The organism is Rhodospirillales bacterium RIFCSPLOWO2_02_FULL_58_16 (genome assembly GCA_001830425.1).
Lineage (GTDB): Bacteria > Pseudomonadota > Alphaproteobacteria > Rhodospirillales > 2-02-FULL-58-16 > 2-02-FULL-58-16.
The window spans coordinates 1-17,377 of record MIAA01000003.1 but is presented as its reverse complement, the minus strand read 5'-3'; the positions used below and the strand labels follow the sequence as shown (position 1 = coordinate 17,377).

Annotated in this window: 16 protein-coding genes and 1 pseudogene (1 of these 17 cut by a window edge); 9 read left to right on the top strand and 8 right to left on the bottom strand. The window is 56.9% G+C overall.

Annotation, left to right across the window (positions count from 1 at the left end):
- Nucleotides 1-483 (top strand): annotated as a pseudogene (locus A3H92_01520) (hypothetical protein); it begins 264 nt to the left of the window's first position.
- 11 nt (nt 484-494) lie between these two features.
- Here A3H92_01520 and A3H92_01515 read toward each other — a convergent pair.
- From A3H92_01515 to A3H92_01480, 8 genes are all read right to left on the bottom strand, one after another.
- A complete protein-coding gene (locus A3H92_01515) occupies nt 495-1,430 on the bottom strand; it encodes an exopolyphosphatase (GenBank protein OHC76347.1) in 936 nt (311 codons plus the stop codon).
- 32 nt (nt 1,431-1,462) lie between these two features.
- Nucleotides 1,463-2,053, bottom strand: coding sequence for a hypothetical protein (locus A3H92_01510; GenBank protein ID OHC76346.1), 591 nt, complete (start codon nt 2,051-2,053; stop codon nt 1,463-1,465).
- Nucleotides 2,054-2,122: 69 nt separating this feature from the next.
- Nucleotides 2,123-2,950, bottom strand: coding sequence for a hypothetical protein (locus A3H92_01505; GenBank protein ID OHC76345.1), 828 nt, complete (start codon nt 2,948-2,950; stop codon nt 2,123-2,125).
- Nucleotides 2,951-4,981 (bottom strand): hypothetical protein, encoded by a 2,031-nt coding sequence (locus tag A3H92_01500; GenBank protein ID OHC76344.1) that lies wholly within the window; start codon nt 4,979-4,981, stop codon nt 2,951-2,953.
- 55 nt (nt 4,982-5,036) lie between these two features.
- Nucleotides 5,037-5,627: a hypothetical protein gene (locus A3H92_01495; protein ID OHC76343.1), complete on the bottom strand. Its 591-nt coding sequence runs from the start codon at nt 5,625-5,627 to the stop codon at nt 5,037-5,039.
- Entirely contained in the window at nt 5,624-6,229 is a 606-nt protein-coding gene (locus A3H92_01490) for a hypothetical protein (protein ID OHC76342.1), read from the bottom strand. The genes A3H92_01495 and A3H92_01490 overlap by 4 nt, the downstream gene beginning before the upstream one ends.
- Nucleotides 6,229-6,831 (bottom strand): hypothetical protein, encoded by a 603-nt coding sequence (locus A3H92_01485; GenBank protein ID OHC76341.1) that lies wholly within the window; start codon nt 6,829-6,831, stop codon nt 6,229-6,231. Before A3H92_01485 ends, A3H92_01490 begins: the two co-directional genes overlap by 1 nt.
- Nucleotides 6,832-6,928: 97 nt before the next feature.
- Nucleotides 6,929-7,588, bottom strand: a complete 660-nt coding sequence (locus A3H92_01480; protein ID OHC76340.1) for a hypothetical protein — start codon at nt 7,586-7,588, stop codon at nt 6,929-6,931.
- Between the two features lie 63 nt (nt 7,589-7,651).
- Between A3H92_01480 and A3H92_01475 the strand changes: the two genes are divergently transcribed.
- The 8 genes from A3H92_01475 to A3H92_01440 all read left to right on the top strand — a co-directional run bounded on the left by A3H92_01475 (nt 7,652) and on the right by A3H92_01440 (nt 17,220).
- Complete coding sequence (locus A3H92_01475) at nt 7,652-8,458, top strand: hypothetical protein (GenBank protein ID OHC76339.1); 807 nt, start codon at nt 7,652-7,654, stop codon at nt 8,456-8,458.
- A 51-nt stretch (nt 8,459-8,509) separates the two neighbouring features.
- Entirely contained in the window at nt 8,510-10,432 is a 1,923-nt protein-coding gene (locus A3H92_01470; GenBank protein OHC76338.1) for a hypothetical protein, read from the top strand.
- Between the two features lie 157 nt (nt 10,433-10,589).
- Entirely contained in the window at nt 10,590-11,003 is a 414-nt protein-coding gene (locus tag A3H92_01465; GenBank protein OHC76337.1) for a hypothetical protein, read from the top strand.
- 7 nt (nt 11,004-11,010) lie between these two features.
- The gene (locus A3H92_01460) at nt 11,011-11,688 is read left to right on the top strand and encodes a hypothetical protein (GenBank protein OHC76336.1); all 678 of its coding nucleotides are present in this window, start codon (nt 11,011-11,013) and stop codon (nt 11,686-11,688) included.
- A gap of 55 nt (nt 11,689-11,743) precedes the next feature.
- Entirely contained in the window at nt 11,744-12,304 is a 561-nt protein-coding gene (locus tag A3H92_01455; protein OHC76335.1) for a hypothetical protein, read from the top strand.
- A 45-nt stretch (nt 12,305-12,349) separates the two neighbouring features.
- Nucleotides 12,350-13,888 carry a hypothetical protein gene (locus A3H92_01450; protein ID OHC76334.1) on the top strand — a complete coding sequence of 513 codons (1,539 nt, stop codon included), beginning with the start codon at nt 12,350-12,352 and terminating at the stop codon, nt 13,886-13,888.
- Nucleotides 13,889-14,518: 630 nt separating this feature from the next.
- Nucleotides 14,519-16,180: a hypothetical protein gene (locus tag A3H92_01445; protein ID OHC76362.1), complete on the top strand. Its 1,662-nt coding sequence runs from the start codon at nt 14,519-14,521 to the stop codon at nt 16,178-16,180.
- Complete coding sequence (locus A3H92_01440) at nt 16,180-17,220, top strand: hypothetical protein (GenBank protein ID OHC76333.1); 1,041 nt, start codon at nt 16,180-16,182, stop codon at nt 17,218-17,220. The genes A3H92_01445 and A3H92_01440 overlap by 1 nt, the downstream gene beginning before the upstream one ends.
- Nucleotides 17,221-17,377: the final 157 nt, after the last annotated feature.

Below are 17,377 nucleotides of genomic sequence, written 5' to 3'. Positions count from 1 at the left end.
TGCCGCAGGATCAACGACGAAAACAAGAAAAACGATTGCCGCGACGGAACCGGCATGGGAACCACCATCGTCGGCCTGTGGCTGCTGGAGGACGAAAAAAAGGCCGCTGTTTTTCATGTCGGCGACAGCCGTGTTTACAGGCTGCGCGATCACAAGCTTACTCAGCTTACCCGCGATCACACCGCCTATGAGCAATGGATGGACGAGGGCGGCTGGGGCGACCCTCCGAAACGTAACGTCATCGCCCGCGCTCTCGGGCCATGGCCCGACGCCAAGGCCGATACGCGCATTGAGGAATTGCTCGGCGGCGATGTCTATCTGCTGTGCTCGGATGGTCTTTGCAACATGGTAGGCGACCGCTACATAGAGCTGATCTTGTGCTCCCAACCTGATCTGCGGTCGGCGGCAAGCGACCTCGTCACGATGGCTAATGAAAACGGCGGCAAGGACAACATCACCGTGATCCTGGCCCGTTATGCCTGATACCTGATTGTTCAGCCGTCGGCGGTGATTCCCGCGATCAGTTTCTTCAGAACCTCATCGGCGCGATCATTGTCGATCTGACAGGTGCCGGCGGCCTGATGGCCTCCGCCGCCGTATTTCAGCATGAGAGCGCCGACATTGGTGATGGAGCTTCGGTCTATAATCGATTTACCGACGGCAAAGACGGTGTTCTGGTCATTGCGGCCCCGCATTGCATGAATGGAAATATTGATATTCGGGTACATGGCGTAAATCATGAACCGATTGCCGGCGTATATGATTTCCTCTTTGCGCAGATCGAGAACGCCGAGGTTGCCATGAACGGTTATGCAACGCCTGATCTGCTCCTTGAATTTTTCCTGATGCTCCATGTAAAGGTCTACCCGTTCCTTGACATGGGGCTGTTTCAGGACTTCGTCGCCGGTATGGTCGCGGCAATAATCGATAAGATTGATCATAAGATCATAGTTGGAAATGCTGAATTCCTTGAATCGTCCCAGTCCGGTCCTGGCGTCCATAAGGAAACCCAGCAACACCCAGGCGTTCGGATGAATGATTTCCTCGGGCGAAAAGCGGGCGGCGTCGCATTTATCAACGGCCTCCATGATGTCGAAAAACTCAATATGGGGAAAACTGTTCTTGCCCCCGTAGTAATTGTAAATAACCCTGGCCGCCGATGGAGAGGTCGGGTCGATGATATAGTTTTCCGGCTTGTCGCGGACCCGCATCGCCTCGCTCAGGTGATGATCAAAGACCAGATGGGCGTTCTTGTTGTAGGGAAGGTTGGAAAGGATATCGCCGTCGGTAACGGGGACCGTCCCGTCCTGCATGTCCTTGGGATGGACAAAAAAGATGTCCTCAATCAGGTCTATTTCCTTCAAAAGGATGGCGCTGACCAGACCGTCGAAATCGCTTCTGGTGATAAGCCTGAACTTTCTGTCTTCCATCAACGGCGTCTCCCCGTCACGAGTGATCAAAATCAGCGCGGCGCGGCGCTTGACAGTTGAAAGCCCTGTTTGGGCGTTTCCGGGCTGTTTTGTATTGCTTGACGGGGAGCGTTCGGGAGTTGGGCGGCATGGCCGGCGGCCTCAATTCCGGTTTTAGCTTCTTTCGCCGTTTCCCGGCTGCGGTTGATTTGATCAGGCGTCATGCTGTGCGCCAGACGGTCCTTATTGGCCTGCGCTATCGCGTCATGGTCGTCGGCGGCGACCATGAACCAGGCAAGCGCGGCGATCCGGTTACGCTTGACGCCCAGGCCGTCGCGGTAAAGAAGCCCGAGATTATTCTGGGCCTTGGCGTCGCCCATGAGGGCGGCTTCGGTGTAATAGGAGAATGCCTTGACGTAATCGCGCGGCGCGCCGAGTCCCTTGTGCCACATCGATCCCAGCCAGAACATGGCTTCCGGATTTTGCTTCTCGGCGAGGCGGCTCATTTTCATGAACGCTGATCGGTAATAACCGAGACGGTAGTCCATGACCGCATCCTTGACGGTATCTCCCGCCGTCGCCGTCGGCGAAAAGACGACGGCGGTAAGCAGGGCGGCGAAGACGGAAACAGCAAGTTTTTTCATAACGGCCGGCTCCTTCGAAAAAAAGCGAATCGGTCCAACCCGCTATTTTCAAAGGAAATGGTTTCTAAATTATTTCTTTTTCTCTTTTATCGTACGAAATTTAAGCTGGTATTTTTCAATGCCGTTCGGCGTCTCTTTGGTCAGGAACACGCGATCGGCGTCGATGCCGATGATTTTCATGCCGTCAACCTTGTCGTCGATGTTGTAATCCTTGCCGTCGATGGTCGCGTAACGATTGTCGCCGACCTTGCCGATGCCGGACAGCTTGTTGACCCAGGTCAGGTCGATTTCCTGGAGAATTTTTTGCTGGTTCTTATTATAGGCAAAGCGCTGGAAGGGATTGCGCTTGTTCATCATATCGACTTTGACCCAAAGATCGTCAAGACGGGAACTCGACAGGGGTTCGGCGTCGGCGCGCGGCGTCAGTGAAAAGGAAATGGCGTGAAGCGGCGGCGTCTTGCTCATGTCGTAAGGATGAACCTGGATGTCATGAATGCTGACGTTCAGGGATTCCAGCATCGATGAGAACTTTATGAACTTGAAGTAATCGTCGATGATTTCGAGGGTGAACCGATACTTGCTGGTTTTATCCGGGGTCAACTTACGGATGATGACTTCCGTCTGTTTGGCGATGTTGTTGATGCGCTCCAGGAAAGCGGGCAGTGAGTTAATCGCCGTTTGTCCGCCGCCGTCTTGTTTAAGCGCTTCCTTTTTCTTGTTCAGGATATCCTGAAGCGCCTTGTTTTCAGCCGCGTAGACGTTATTGGCGGCTATGACTTTACCGGTATCGGCGCTGCGCGCCGAATACATGGTTACATAGCCGGCGACCAGAAGGGCGGCGGTCACATACAAAACGGAAAGCAGGAAGTTCCGGTATTGTTGGAAAAAGGCTTCCATTCAGTTGCCCCCGCCTACGGACTTATCCAGAAGTTTATTGTGCTTGTCCACTTTGCTCTGCATATTTTCGAGCGGCGAGGAACCGGCCTCTATTTCTTTCTCCAGGGCGTGCACCCGCTTGTTTTTGTCGTACCAGGCGGCGATGGCGAAGCGCACCACATGATCTTCCTCCGCCGCATCCAGCTCGGCGCCTTCAAAGGTAATTTCCCTGAAGTCGCTCATGAAGAATTCCTCGTCCTTGATCAGCCTGTCGATGTAATCGCCGATTTTCAGGATATGGCCGTCGAAGGAGGGAAGGACCGCGCCTTCCAGGGTCAGTTTCTTGCTGACCACCGCTTCGCTCCCTATTTCGCGGGATTCGTCGCTGAGATAAACGTCGGTAAGCCACATCGCCTCGTTCATGTCGGAGGCGATGGCCAGAAACTTTTCAGACCAAAGCACCTTGTTGAACTCCGGCGCCAGATTCGCCGGAAGGCGGCTTGACCGGTTCAGCTCCTTGCGGAGGTTATGACCCTTGGCAACCTCATTTTGAAGGGCGGAAATCTTACCCTGGTAGTCGGCGTCAACGGCATCGAACTGCATCCATGACAGATAAAAAAGTCCGACCACGACAATCCCGAAAAGCATGAAGTATTGCCGGTCGTTGTCCCTGGATTCGCCGCTGAGGTCGTCATCGTCGGAAACGGGTTCACCCTGTTTATTTCTGGAAAACAGCCTGTTAAATGAAAGGGAAAGCCCGCCGCCGGCTTTCTTTTTCGTTTCGCCGCTCGGTCTTTTTCCGGTCTTTCGCAGGCGGGAGACCCGGCTCTGCTCCTTTTGCTTGGATAGTCTGGCGTTCTCGACGGACAAGGTTTCCCGCGCCAGATCGGCGCTGGAAACGAAGCCTTCCCTGGAAAATGTATATTTCTTTTTACCGATGGTGAGCAGACTTTCGGTTGCCCCCGAAAGCAGGTTGACGGAAGGGCTTTGCGCGGATTTGTAAAAAAGGCTGATGAGGCTTTCTGCGGGGAAAGTCGCCGGAATGCCGAGGTTCCTGACCAACAGCTCCTTAAAACCCTTAAGCCTTTCAACGTCGCCGAATATCTCGATGCCGGAAGGGCGGCCGGAGATTCTTTGGGTTTCAAAAAAGTCCAGGGTCTCGGCAATCGTCGTGAAATAATTCTTCAACAGCGGCGCCAGGGTTCGCTGGTATATATTCTCTGTCAGCAAATCGGCGGCGGCGGTTTTATCGCCGAGCCTGATGTCGGAAAAATAATCCCGTTCGTGAAATTCGGCCAGGGCCTCCGCCGTCGTGACCGAATTGGCCTCCGCCGTCTTTTTGACCGGGGTCATCAGTCCGACGGGAATGGTTCGAACCAGCGCCGATCCCACCCCGGAGTTGGCCAGGGCGAGATAGCAGGCATCGGCGGCAATATAAAGGGCGGCATAGGCCGCGTTGGGGCGGGCTTCCGAGCGTCTGAGCAAAAGGTCGCCGACAGGGGTGACGGCGGCGACCTTAAGCGCCATGTCGTCCATCAGACTCAGATAGACGCGGATCTGCCGGGCGTCCATGAAGGCGTATATGCCGTCCTGTTTTCTTTCGCCGCTGATGAAATCGGTTTCCTGGGGAGGGCGGCTGTCGTCGCCGCGCGCGAAAATGCCGAAATTGCGGTTGCCGTAACAGGCGGCGGGGACATTAAGGTAACGGGCGCCGAATTCGCACAGGGCGCTCGGGTTGTGAATATTGACCGGAAGACTCTTGGCGTCGGCAAACTGGACAATGGGGTCATCAAGCAGAATATGGACGCTCTTTATGGCGTCAAGCTTGCGCCCGGAAAAGTTTCGTGCCGCCATCTTGATGATGGTTTCCATGCGCGCGGCGCCGGTTTCGTTGATGTTGACGGCCTCGCCGCTTTCTTCGGGCTTGAGGTCAGGCTGCGCGGGATCGTCCTGCAAGGCCGACCATCCGTCTTCGGAGAAATGGATGAACAGACGGCCGGAACCCTCGGTCTCGACTTTCTGCGGCGGCGGTTGTTTCTTGCGGAAAAACATGCGTTTCCCTTGTTGGATCAGGCGCAACAGCGAGTCTTTATAATTTATCTGTTTTTTATTGCAAGGCCGGGTCCGAACGCAGGACGTTGGTGATCAGGCTTTTGCCGTATCCCTCAGTGGTGAGGGCAGGGCATGTCGTTGTGTTGTTGGTAAGACAGATATCCACCCACATCCTGGCGCCCTTGATGCCGGAAAGGCTGTCGAAGGCGCCGACGTTGGGAGCGGGAACGCTCATCAGCAGGCGGAGCTTCCCGTCAACGGTATCTACATTTGACGCCTCTGCCTGAACGTTAAAAGAATAAGCCCCTCCGACATATTCACTGTATATCCAATTTCGTGAGCCGAACGCGCCAAGTTCCCTGAACAGGGCGGTAAAGGCGTCCGTGCGCGAGGCGTCCTTATTGATGCAGGTCGCCGCTACGCATAGATCGGGGTCTTTTTGCGACGCCCGGCTCAGCGCATAGTTGACGTGGCCCATCATCGCCCAGTTGGCCCGGATGTCGGCGAGTTGCTGTTCGATGGCTCCCGCTTCCTGGACGGCGAAGTGGTTGATCAGGGTGGAGGCCATCAGCATGGTTACCATCATCACCACCATGATGGTGATAAGTATGGCGCCTCTTTGGCTATGCGCCCGGCGGCGCATCATGGTGCGATTTCCTTGTTAAGGCCGATGATGGCGTAAAAGGAATCTGTGGCTTCTCCCCTTCCGGCAAAGCTGCTGCCGACAGTGCGGGGATCGATCAGCTTCACCTCCATCACCGCCCAAGGAATGGCGGGGTCTAACGGCTCAATCAGGGTCGGCGCCGCCGCCAGATATCCATCGACGCTTTTGATTTCGCCGCCGGCGAGGCAGTCGCCCAAGGGATCGCCGACGGCGGCGCATTTAACCTGATGAGCTATGAGCCGGCTGCTGAGGACGTCATTAGAGCCGTCGCTTATCTTCATGCGGTAACCCGACGTCAAGTTCGCTGCGGTAAGAAGAGGGTCACCTTTCTTGCGTCCCCGCAGCCCCGCCACCGCCTTGCCGGCAGAACCTATGTTGTCGTAGCCGACGCCGCCGTCGGTAAGAATGCGGAACATCTCGCGGGCCTGCTGGTTCATGACGATCTGTCCGCGCATGACCTCGGCCATGCCCGCCGACTGGTACATGATGGTCATCACCCCGGACATCAGCAGCAGACCGACGGTGGTCGCCACCAGCAATTCGATAATGGTGAACCCCCGTTGCGTATAAAGGCGAGCCTTCATCACTTCTTCCCGATGATCGTTTGCAGGCTGATGTTATTGACCGGGGCCATCGGCTGCAAATTCTGGGTGGCGGCGTCGAATCGATAAGGGAAGTCGATGTATAAAACCAGCAGAAAGCAGGCGCCGCCAAAGCATTCCGTCGCCCTTATCGCCGGGATGGTGGCAGGATCAGAGACTACCCAACTGACGGCGGCGACGATGTTTTTTCCTTTGTCCAGCCATATCAGGTTTTTATCGTCGGCGACGCCGGCGCCGCCGTTATGATAAAAAACCTCGCCGATCTGGAAATCGCTGTTGGCGTCGATAATGGCGCCGAAATTATAATCGCTTTTGTAGATCAGGCGAGGGTTGCCGTTGACCGTGACCGTTTCGGTTGTCGGCGCATCCAATTTGTAAACCATCGCCAGCCGTTCCATTTCGCTGTTGAGGGCAAAGACCGCCTTCTGGCGCAAGCCGAGGCGCAGGAACTCGTCGCCGACAAACGCCCACAAGGCCGTCAGGCCGAGGGCGAGGATAGCGGTCAACACGATCCCCACCATCACCTCGACCAGGGTGAACCCGGCTTGGCGACGGGCATCCTGCCCGCGAAATTCCTTGTTCATGCGTCCCCGCAATTTAACCTCTCCCGGCCTCCCCTTCGTAAGGGGAGGAGTTATTTTGAAGCGCCGCCGCCACTTTCCCCTCCTTACCAAGGAGGGGTTAGGGGAGGTCAGTCGCGGAGAGAGCATCGGAGTAGCTGGCGCCTCCGCTCCAGTCGTATCCGGCGCTGTCGATGCCGTCGCCCGGCGACGGATAGCGCATGACGACGATCCGTCCCTCTCCGCCCCGTCCGCCGGACTGGACCCAGCCCTGGGGCGGCAATTTGCTGTCGGCGACGGTGCATGACCCGACGGAAGCGCCGGAATCGGCGCGCAGCACCGCCCATACCTCCAGTTCGATGGCCGGATCGCCGGCCTTGGCCGCAGAAACATAATCGGCGGCGGTGACGGCGGCGACGCCGGCGCCGGTAGTGCAGGAGGCTTCGCAAACGACCATGAAACAGAAGTCTCCGGCGTCCCGCAGGTCAACGCCCAGATTGTCCTCTAAATCCTGTTCCAGGTTGCCGGCGCTGATATAGAATTTGCCGTTGCGCAGCTTGTAGATGCGCTCCTTGGAAGCGATCTGCATCAGGTACGGTTGCGCCTGGCTGAGGTCTCCCTTCAGCATATATATCTGCATGTAGGGCAACCCCAAGGCAGCCAGGATGCCGATTATCGCCGTCACCACCAGCAGTTCAATCAAGGTGAACCCGGATTGCTTCGCGCCGTAAGATGGGTCGCCGATCTTTGTCACGTCGTTAAAGCCTGTCCTGAAATTCAAGAATCCGCCTGTAGTCTTCGGTAATGTTGTAATATCATCGCCCGGCATTAGGGAGAAAAAAATATGCCGCCGATCCCTGAAGGGGTCTGGGCAGTCATTTTGGGAATATCGGGCGCCGTCATCGGCAGCTTTCTCAACGTGGTTATCCATCGCCTGCCCATAATGATTCTTCGTTCGCCTGAACGCCTCAATCTGGCGTGGCCGGCGTCAAACTGTCCCCATTGCGCCCATCCGATCAGGGCAATCGATAATATTCCCCTGGTAAGCTACCTGTTGTTGAGGGGGCGGTGCTTTCACTGCGGCAAGCCGATTTCTCCGCGTTATCCGTTGGTCGAACTGTCCGCCGCGTTGTTGGCCGTCGGTTCGGCGCTGCATTTCGGGATCACATGGCGATTGGCCTTTGCCTTGCCGTTCGCCTGGGCCTTGCTGTGCATTCTGGTTATTGACTGGGAGCATATGCTGATCCCCGACGCCATTTCCCTGCCGCTACTGGGGCTGGGTCTGACGGCAAACGCTTTCGGGCTTTTCGCCGGCTTTATTGACGCCCTGATCGGCGCGGCGACCGGTTATCTGTCCCTGTGGCTGATCTTTCAGGCGGCGCTGCGGCTGACCGGCAAGGAGGCGATGGGGCGCGGAGACTTCAAGCTTTTCGCCGCCGTCGGCGCGTGGCTGGGCTGGCAGGGTCTGCCCCTGACCCTGTTTCTGGCCTGCGCCGTCGGCTCGATCCTGGGATCGGCGCTTGTGCTTGCCGGAAAATATGGGAGAGGGCGGCATATCGCCTTCGGCCCGTTCCTCGCCGTCGCCGCCCTGATATCCCTGTTATGGGGCGCCGAAATTTGGCGTCTTTACGTCAATTTCATAACTGTTTAGTATGTCGGTCGCCGGACTGATCGGCAGCTTTGTTAAGTGACTGACTGGGCAATGATTTCAAACATTCGTAACATATCCCTGCGGGTAGGTTTTTGCTTGGCGGTGGTCCTCGGCGTCGGCCTGTCGGCGGTGAAGACGGACGCGGCCCAGAATGTCCCCTGGAAAGAGGAGATGTTCGAGGGCTTCTTCCAGGAAGAGGACGTCAAGAACGCCTTGCGCTCCGTTCTGCGCCAGAACGGCTTGCAGGTCATCTTCCGTCCGGGAGTGGACGGGAAGGTTTCCGGCGAATTCAAGATGCCGCTGCAAGGCGCCTTCAATAAATTGATCGAGGAAAACGGTCTCCAGTACGACTACGACACAACGACCAGGATGGTCACTATTTTCACCTCCTCCAAGCAGGGGAAGGCGCAGGACTTCGTGCCGATGGGACACGCCACCCAGGAAGGCGTCATGGCGGCGATGCGCGCCGCCGAACTGGGCGGCAGGGTATCCTTTATTGAGAACGCCAACACGGCGCTGGTCGAGGGCAGCAGCGATCAGGTGAAAACCCTGCGCAGCCTGATCGAAAGCATCAGCAGCGCCGGCGAAAAACGCGCCCAGATGAGCAAGTCGCAAGCGCAGGACAGTCTGGAACGCCAGCGGCTGGCGGTGGATCGGCAAAACGCCGACGTGGCCTCACAGCTCGCCGCGCAAAAGTCGGAAGTGCAAAAAAAGTTGCTCAGCCGACTGCTCGATAGCGACAGCCGGGTGATCCCCCTGCGCTTCGCCGCCGTCGCCGATACGAGAAAGGTTTTTCACGGCAAGGAAATTACCGTTCCCGGCATTGACGTGACCTTGAACAAGCTGCTCGGCGACCAGAAAAAGGCCCTGGAGGGCCTGAGCAAGGAAGACCTGGCGCTGATCAAGGAAATCGCCCCGGAAAAGACGATGAGCGGCATGACCATTTCCGTTGACGCCCGCACCAATTCGGTGATTGCGCGGGGTACGCCCGATGAACTGGATCGCATCGAAAAACTGGTGCGCCAGTTGGACAAGCCCGTTCCCATGGTCGAGATCGAAGTGATTATCGTCAAGGCGGAACGGGGACTCAGCGATACCCTCGGCCTCAAATGGGCGGCGGAGCGCAGCGCAAACGCGGCGAGAGTCGCCGGCGTTTCGGGAGCGACATATTCCGGGGCCAATACCGGCATAACGTCGGCTAATCCTGACGCCGTAGCGGCGGGACTTGGCGGGGCGGCGGCGGGAGCGGCGGAAGTAATCGCGGCGGCGACCCAAACCATTGTCGGCGGCTATGTCTGGCAAGGCACCGAATGGGCGCTTCAGACCCAGTTGAGCGCCTTTGAAAAAGACAACAAGGCCCAGACCATCGCCTCGCCCACCCTGGTGACCCTCAACAATGTCCCCGCCAGGGTCGAGCGCACGGGGTCGGAGCATTTCGTTTCCACCACCGGCCAGAACATGCCCTCAACTTTGCAGGAAATCAATGTCGGCCTGGTCCTGGACATCACGCCGTCGGTTATTCTCCGTGAAGATTCCTCGGACGAGGAGCTGGTTCGCCTGAGCGTTACCGCGAAGAACACCACCCTAAGCACCAGCGCCCTCGCCACCTCGGTCGCTTCCGCTTCCGGCCAGGAGGTGCAGACGGAAGTTATTATCCCCAATGAACGCACCTTCATGATGGGGGGATTGCTTGATGACACGCGCAGCGACAATACCCAGGGCGTGCCTTATTTAAGGAGAATTCCTTTTCTCGGAAAATTGTTCGGAACCGATACCTCGACGGATACCTTGGTGGAGACCATCTTTTTTATTACTCCCAAAATAATTTTCCCCGAGGAAATACTGCCCCGCGACATCGCCGAGAGACGCTATCTGCAAAGCCGGAAGATGGGCCTCTCTGAAATGCGAAAAGACGTTCAGGGCAAAAGCGACGTTTCGACAAACAATCTGCAATCCCAGGAAGAAGACGAATAAACCCAGGTGAATCGCTTGAAGGAATTTGATCTTAATTTCATCGTCATGGCCGGGCTTGTCCCGGCCATCCACGCCTTGTTTTCGAGTTGGGGCAAAAAGCCGTGGATGCGCGGGTCAAGCCCGCGCATGACGGATACACGGTATAGGGTCCGCTGAAATGCTTCGTTTGGTCACTTCCATAAACTGGGCGTTGGGGACGTTGATCCTGGGCGTAGCCGTCATGTACGCGCTGGTCGGCGACGTGTTTATTTCCGGCGGCGTCAACGCCTCCGCCGAGGCCGTGGTTAAAAACATCGCCAAGGCGGAAAGAGACCACTACGCCCAGCGCGAGAGATATGTTTATTTTTCCGCAGACGAGATTGCTTTGGCCAAGGCGATGACCACGCTAAGTCTCAAAATGCCGCCGGAGGATTTTCGTTTTGAAGCGTTCACGGACAACGACAATGCGCTGGTCGTCCGCGCCGTCACTTCGATGGGAACGTTGCGCGCCGGGTGGGTTCGTCCGGCGCTTTACGAATATAGAATAAAGTCCGCAGCCGATGTCGGAAGCGGTGGTTGGGTAAATTTGTGAAGATTTGATGGTTGATGGCATGGGAACTATGAGAATTTTGAGAACCGTCGGCATGTCGGCCGTCTGCGCCCTGATTGCGTCCGGCTGTCTGTTGCCCGGTCAAACCACGGAATCAGCCGTCATGGCGGCCCCGTCTTCCGACGTCTCGCCGAAGCCCGCCGCCGCCATTACCATCCCCGCTCCCCAGTGGAAAGTCGGCGATTCATGGACCTACAGCGACGGCTATGGGATGAAGGTGACCGAGGTCAACGCCGATGGAACCGCCGAGTTTACGCGACTGGATGACGCCGATCAGTGGTTTGTTCGCCGGGGATTCTTCACCGAAGAATCCAAATCCCGCACGATATACCGGCGCGTTGTCTTTCGCACCAGCGATCCCATGGACCTGCTGACTACCGGCATTAACCAGCCGGTCTCTTTCGTCCGCGAGTACATGCGCAATGATGAACTGGTTCGCCACCGGACCTCATGGGTGATCGAAGGCCGCGAAAAGATCACGGTCCCCGCCGGAACGTTCGATTGCTGGGTAATCGTTATGCGGACCCAGGGCCTGGATTCAAACTGGCGGGGATTCGAGCGCTGGTATTATAATCCCGATGCCAGAAACTATATTCGACTCGAATATAAATATGGGGAATCTCCCAATGGTTCCAGGGTGCTTATGGAGTATAAGCTTGCGGGTTAGCGTCAACTGTTTTATTGTTTAATTTGTGTGTAAAAATATGCAGGGAGAGATCGTAATGAAGGCAAGAATTTCCAGAGAACAGGGATTTACTCTGGTCGAGTTGATGGTCGTCGTCGCCATCATCGGCATTCTTGCCGCGATCGGCATTCCGCAGATGGTCAGGTTCATCAAGAACGCCGAGACCGCCGAGCCGATTTCCCAGGCGGCGCGCATCGAAAAGTCCATCCGTGGTTATGTTGACGCTCACCCCTCCATGACGGTAGCCGCCCTTACAACCGCCGTTGGAACCACCTACAACAAAGTGGAGGCATCCTGCGCCGCCGCCTGTATGACCGACATTATTCCGGAGGTCGTGCTGTCTGCGGGTCATGGATGGAAATATACGGTTTCCGTTGCTATTGACGCCGACAGGGCTTCGTTCGTCTGCATAAAGGCGGATTCAGCGGCGGCCGGCGCCGCCGCCACGGATGTTATTTACTATTCCACTCAAAGATCGACGCTTCCGGAATGGAACAACCATGCCCTGACCCGGATGTATGTTGCGGGATCGACCTTTACCGCCGGCGGCACCTGTAGCGGGGCCGGACCTGCCGCCACTTACAACGCCGCCCCATGATGACGGCACAGGCTTCGTCTTGATCGTAGCCTGAACGGGTGGGGCATGCCGACCGCAGGGCGTTTCACGGAATGGCGGCAAATCGGCAAAGGCGCCCACGGCGTCGTTCATGGCGCGTTTGACAACAAGCTCGAATGCGAAGTGGCGATCAAGCTGCTTAACAAGCAGGCCCGTGAAAACCGGCGTCTGGTCGAGGGCATGCGCCGCGAGGTGGTGATCTCCCGTCAGCTCCGTCATCCCAACATCTGTCCCATTCACGATATTTATGAGGGTCCGGAGGGCGTCGGGATCGTCATGGACCTTATCGAAGGCATCGATCTGAAGGAGTGGAGCGCGGCCCACAAGGGGCAAATGTCGGCCACCGCCCCCGAACGATTGAATCTTCTTATCCGCGTCTGCGAGGCCCTGGTCGTCGCCCACTCATGTATCGTGCATCGTGACCTCAAGCCCGCCAACATCTTCCTCAAGAACGGCGATATCGGCAAGCCGGTAATTATGGATTTCGGGATATCCGTTCTGGGCGGGCTTGGCGACGGAGAGATCAGCGGAACGCCGAGGTACATGGCGCCGGAACAGTACACGGCGCCGGGCGCGGTCGATCAGCGTTGCGATCTGTTTGCTCTCGGCATCATCGCCTATGAACTGTTTACCGGCAACGTCCCTCCCAATTCCCTTCGCAATGTCATGAAAACCAAGGAGCCGCCGCGCATTCCCCTTGAAGACATTGATCCGCCGAGCGTCTTCTGTCCGGTGATTCCTCCGGTTCTTGACCGGCTGATTTTGCAGCTTACCGCCTACGAGCGGGCGGATCGTCCTTCGTCCGCCGACGAGGCGCTTTCCGTCCTCAGGCGGGTAATCCTGAAAAGCCCGGATGTCACCCCCGGCGCCGGCGCCGCCTATGAACGCAAGCGGGTCGCCGTTCCCGGAGGAACGGACTACCTGGGGTCGCCGCCGACAAGCGCGAACGCCAATGAGAAACCGCCGAGGCGGGTCAAGCTTTCGCCCTTCCTCATTGACGCCTGTCCGGTAAGCAATCGGGATTACATGACTTTTATCCGGGCGACGGGCCGCCCCTTGCCTCCCCTTGCCGGTCATCCTGAGTTCGGGCGTGAGAATCATCCGGTTGTCAGCGTCACCTTTGAAGAGGCCGGTATTTTCGCCGTTTGGGCCGGCGGAAAATTGCCTACCGAGGCGCAATGGGAGCGGGCGGCCAGGGGAGGCGTCAGATTTGCGGAATACCCATGGGGACAGGACGCCCCGCAGCCGTCACAGGCGAACATCAATAACGTGTGGCGCGCCACCAGCCCTGTTGACGCCCATCCGTCCGGGCGCAATCCCTTTGGTATTTGGGATATGTGCGGTAATGTATGGAACTGGTGCGCCGATGTTTTTGACGCCGCTTTCTACCGTTCGCTGGAGAACGATTGTGTGGACCCGATTAATAACGCCCCGACAGGCCCCCGCAGTCTGCGCGGCGGAAGCTACCAGAGCTTTAGCGGCATGGGGCGTTGCGCTTTCCGTTCCTGCGCCGACCCCGGTGAGCGGCGCTCCGACATCGGCTTTCGCCTTGTCTATGACGAGTAACGCAACGTGACTGAACGACCCGACATCAGCCTGAGGATTCATCCCACCGACGGAGATGAATACCTGCTCGCCCTGCCCAACGCCAGAAAACGCCACGTCATCGGCCGCAAGGGAAGAGGCAAGTCACGCGGCATTCATGTGCAGATTCCCGACAAACATATTTCGCTGTGCCATTGCGAAATCAGGTGGGATAACGGCGACGGCTGGATAGTCAACGACCTCAACAGCACCAACGGCGCTATTTTCAACGGAGAACCTCTTCTCAATCCGCAACCGGTTAAAGATAAAGATGAAATCCTGATCGGCACGACCCGGATCATTGTCGAGTATCAGGCGATAACTGAAAAAAACCGCAGGGAGGCCATCGTCGATAGTGAGGAAATGACGATTCCCGGCGGCGCGGCGGCGACGGAAATTTTACCCGAGGCTACAGAGGGAGAGGAATCCACTATTGGAGCCAAAACCACGGTGATGGCCGAATCGTCAGGGGGCGAAGGAACGACAGAGGTCGCTCCCGAAGTTGATAAAACGACCGGCGACGGACGGCAGGACAGGGAACAACGCCGCCCCGTTACCGGCCTGACCGGCATTGCCATTGATCTTGTCAAAGCCAATCTGCTCGGGGAAGCGATGGCGAAAGCCCTGACGCAGACGGCCAGGGACAGCGGCCGCACCTTTTTTAAAACCCTCGCCGATGACGACTCGGTTCGTTTCAAGGACGATATTTTCGATTTTGTCGCCAAGAAGCTGGGAATTCAGTTGATCAGGGACGAAAGGTCGCTCGGCGATGAAGTGATCAGCGTTGACTGGCTCCCCATTGCCGCCGCCGAGACCATGGGGGTCCAGGTCCTGGAGCCGCGCCGTAAAAACACCGTCCGTTACGCGACCATCGATCCGTTCGATATCATGCAGGATGATTGGGTCGCCCGCTGCGCCAGGTCATCGGTAGAGAAGGTTCTGGCCTCGCCGGGTTCCTTCTTCACCACCATCAACCGTTTGAAAAACCTGGTAAGCGAAGAAGAGGCCGGCAAAATCGGCATCGCCATTGACATCACCATGGATCGTGAGCGGCAGATTCGCAGCAGGATCGAAAGCATTGACGTTCCGCAGATTGTTAATTTCTTTCTTCATCGCGGATTTATGCAGGGGGCGTCGGATATCCACATCGAGCCGACCGAAGACAGCGTTCTGGTGCGCAATCGCGTTGACGGCATTCTCCACGAAGACACGACGCTGCCGCAGCAACTTCATCCCGGAATTATTTCGCGGGTGAAAATCATATCGGGAATGGACGTGGCGGAAAAACGGCGGCCCCAGGACGGAAGAATCGGCGCCGTGATCAGGGGTACGCCGATTGACGTGCGCGTCTCCTCCTATCCGACCGTTCACGGTGAAAAGGTGGTGATGCGTCTGCTGGACAAGAGCGCCCTTAGGCCGTCGCCGGAAGCCCTGGGGCTGTTGGCCAGAGACCTGCGCGTGCTGAAGGACAAGATTAATGCCCCCTACGGCCTGATGATGATCAGCGGCCCCACCGGATCGGGGAAAACGACGACTCTGTATTCCTGTCTCGGCAGCATTGACAAGGACGCCAAGAACGTTCTGACCATCGAAGACCCCGTTGAATACCGCGTCAGGGGCGTTCATCAAATGCAGGTCAACGAGAAGATCAACCTTACCTTCGCTTCCGGCCTGCGCACCATTCTTCGCCAGGACCCCGATGTTATCATGATCGGCGAGTGCCGGGACGTGGACACCTCGTCGATGGCGATTCAGGCGTCGTTGACCGGACATATCGTATTTTCAACGATCCACACCAATGACGCCGTAGGCGTGATCACGCGCCTGCTGGATATGAATATTGACGCTTTCCTTGTTGCCAACGCGCTGTCGCTGGCCGTCGCCCAGCGTCTGGTAAGATGCATTTGCCAACACTGCAAGAATTCTGTTTCCGGGGAAAAATTATTGCGAAAGCTGGAGGAAGAAGGCATTTCCAACGAACGGCTTGCGGTGCTGGGAATAGAGATCGACCCACAGATGTATTATGTTCAGGGCGCCGGGTGCGTACATTGCCATAATACCGGATATTTGGGGCGTCAGGCGGTCTTTGAGCTGTTCGAGATGACCAGCGAGGCGCGGGCGATGATCATGTCGGCCAACTTCAACGCCGATTCCCTGCGCGCGCACGCCATCCGCAACGGAATGACGACCCTGATCAGGCACGGTCTGCATCTGGTCGAAGAAGGAATAACCACCCACGAAGAAGTCATTCGCGTTCTTGGCGAGACCCACTGATGGCAGCCGTTCGTTCGACGCATCTTCTTATTTTCACCCAACAGTTTGCCTCTATGATCCGGAGCAACCTGCAACTCGTTGATGTGCTCGACAATCTGGCCAGGGAAACCCCGCAAGTTAAGCTGCGTGAAGTCGTCGAGGCCGTCTCTCACGGAGTGAAGCACGGCGTCGATCTGGGCGACGCCCTGGCTGAACATCCCAATGTTTTCAGCGATATCTACGTCAATGTCATCAGGGCGGGAATGGCGTCGGGAAGGCTTGGGGAATCCATTGCCCAGATCACCAACTACCTTGCCGTGATGGATACGGTCAGCAGGAAAGTGCGGGGCGCCCTGTCCTATCCCGTTTTCATGCTCGTCGCCTTTTTTCTGGTCTTCAACGGGATGGTTATTTTTATCCTTCCCCGCTTTGCCAAGATGTTTTCCAGTTTCAACCGGGAACTTCCCGTTCCGACCCGAATTCTGCTGGATATCGGAGACTATTGGGTGAGCAATTGGTATTTGATTGTCGGCGGGATTGTTATCGGCGGCTTTACCTTTGCCGCATGGATTGCTTCCGAAGACGGGCGCGCCGTCTGGGACGAACATAAACTCAGGTTGCCGCTGATGGGAAGCATCTGGCGGATGGGCGCGTTGTCCAGATTCCTGCGCACCCTGGCCGTGCAGATCAAAAACGAAGTCCCTATCCTGGAAGCCCTCGTCCTTTCGGCGGAGGCGTCAGCCAATGTTTTTATCCGCGAAACCATCTATCAGATCGCCGAGGACGTCGAGCACGGCGCCGGCCTGTCCAATGCTTTTCGTGAACATGATATTTTCCACGGCATCGTATTGCAGATGATCGCCGCCGGCGAAGAGGCCGGAACCCTCGATGAACTCATGCTGTCTTCGGCTGACTATTTTGAAAGGCTACTCCACGACCGGCTTGAAACGGTTACCGGGCTGATCAATCCTTTGCTGACGGTATTCGTCGGCCTCGCCGTCGCCGGAATGATGGTCGCCTCGTTCCTGCCCGTTTTTCAGATCGGATCAGTGGTTTCCTGACAACTTGCGAGAATATGGGAAATTGAGAAAGCGGGTTCATCGTTCCGCCCGGCAAAATTCCGCATAATTGGTCGACCGTTAATAAGCCGGGTTGAGTGCTGATTGAGGCATTATTACGACCCATATGGCGGCGATGATTTTGTACAAAAGTTCCCTC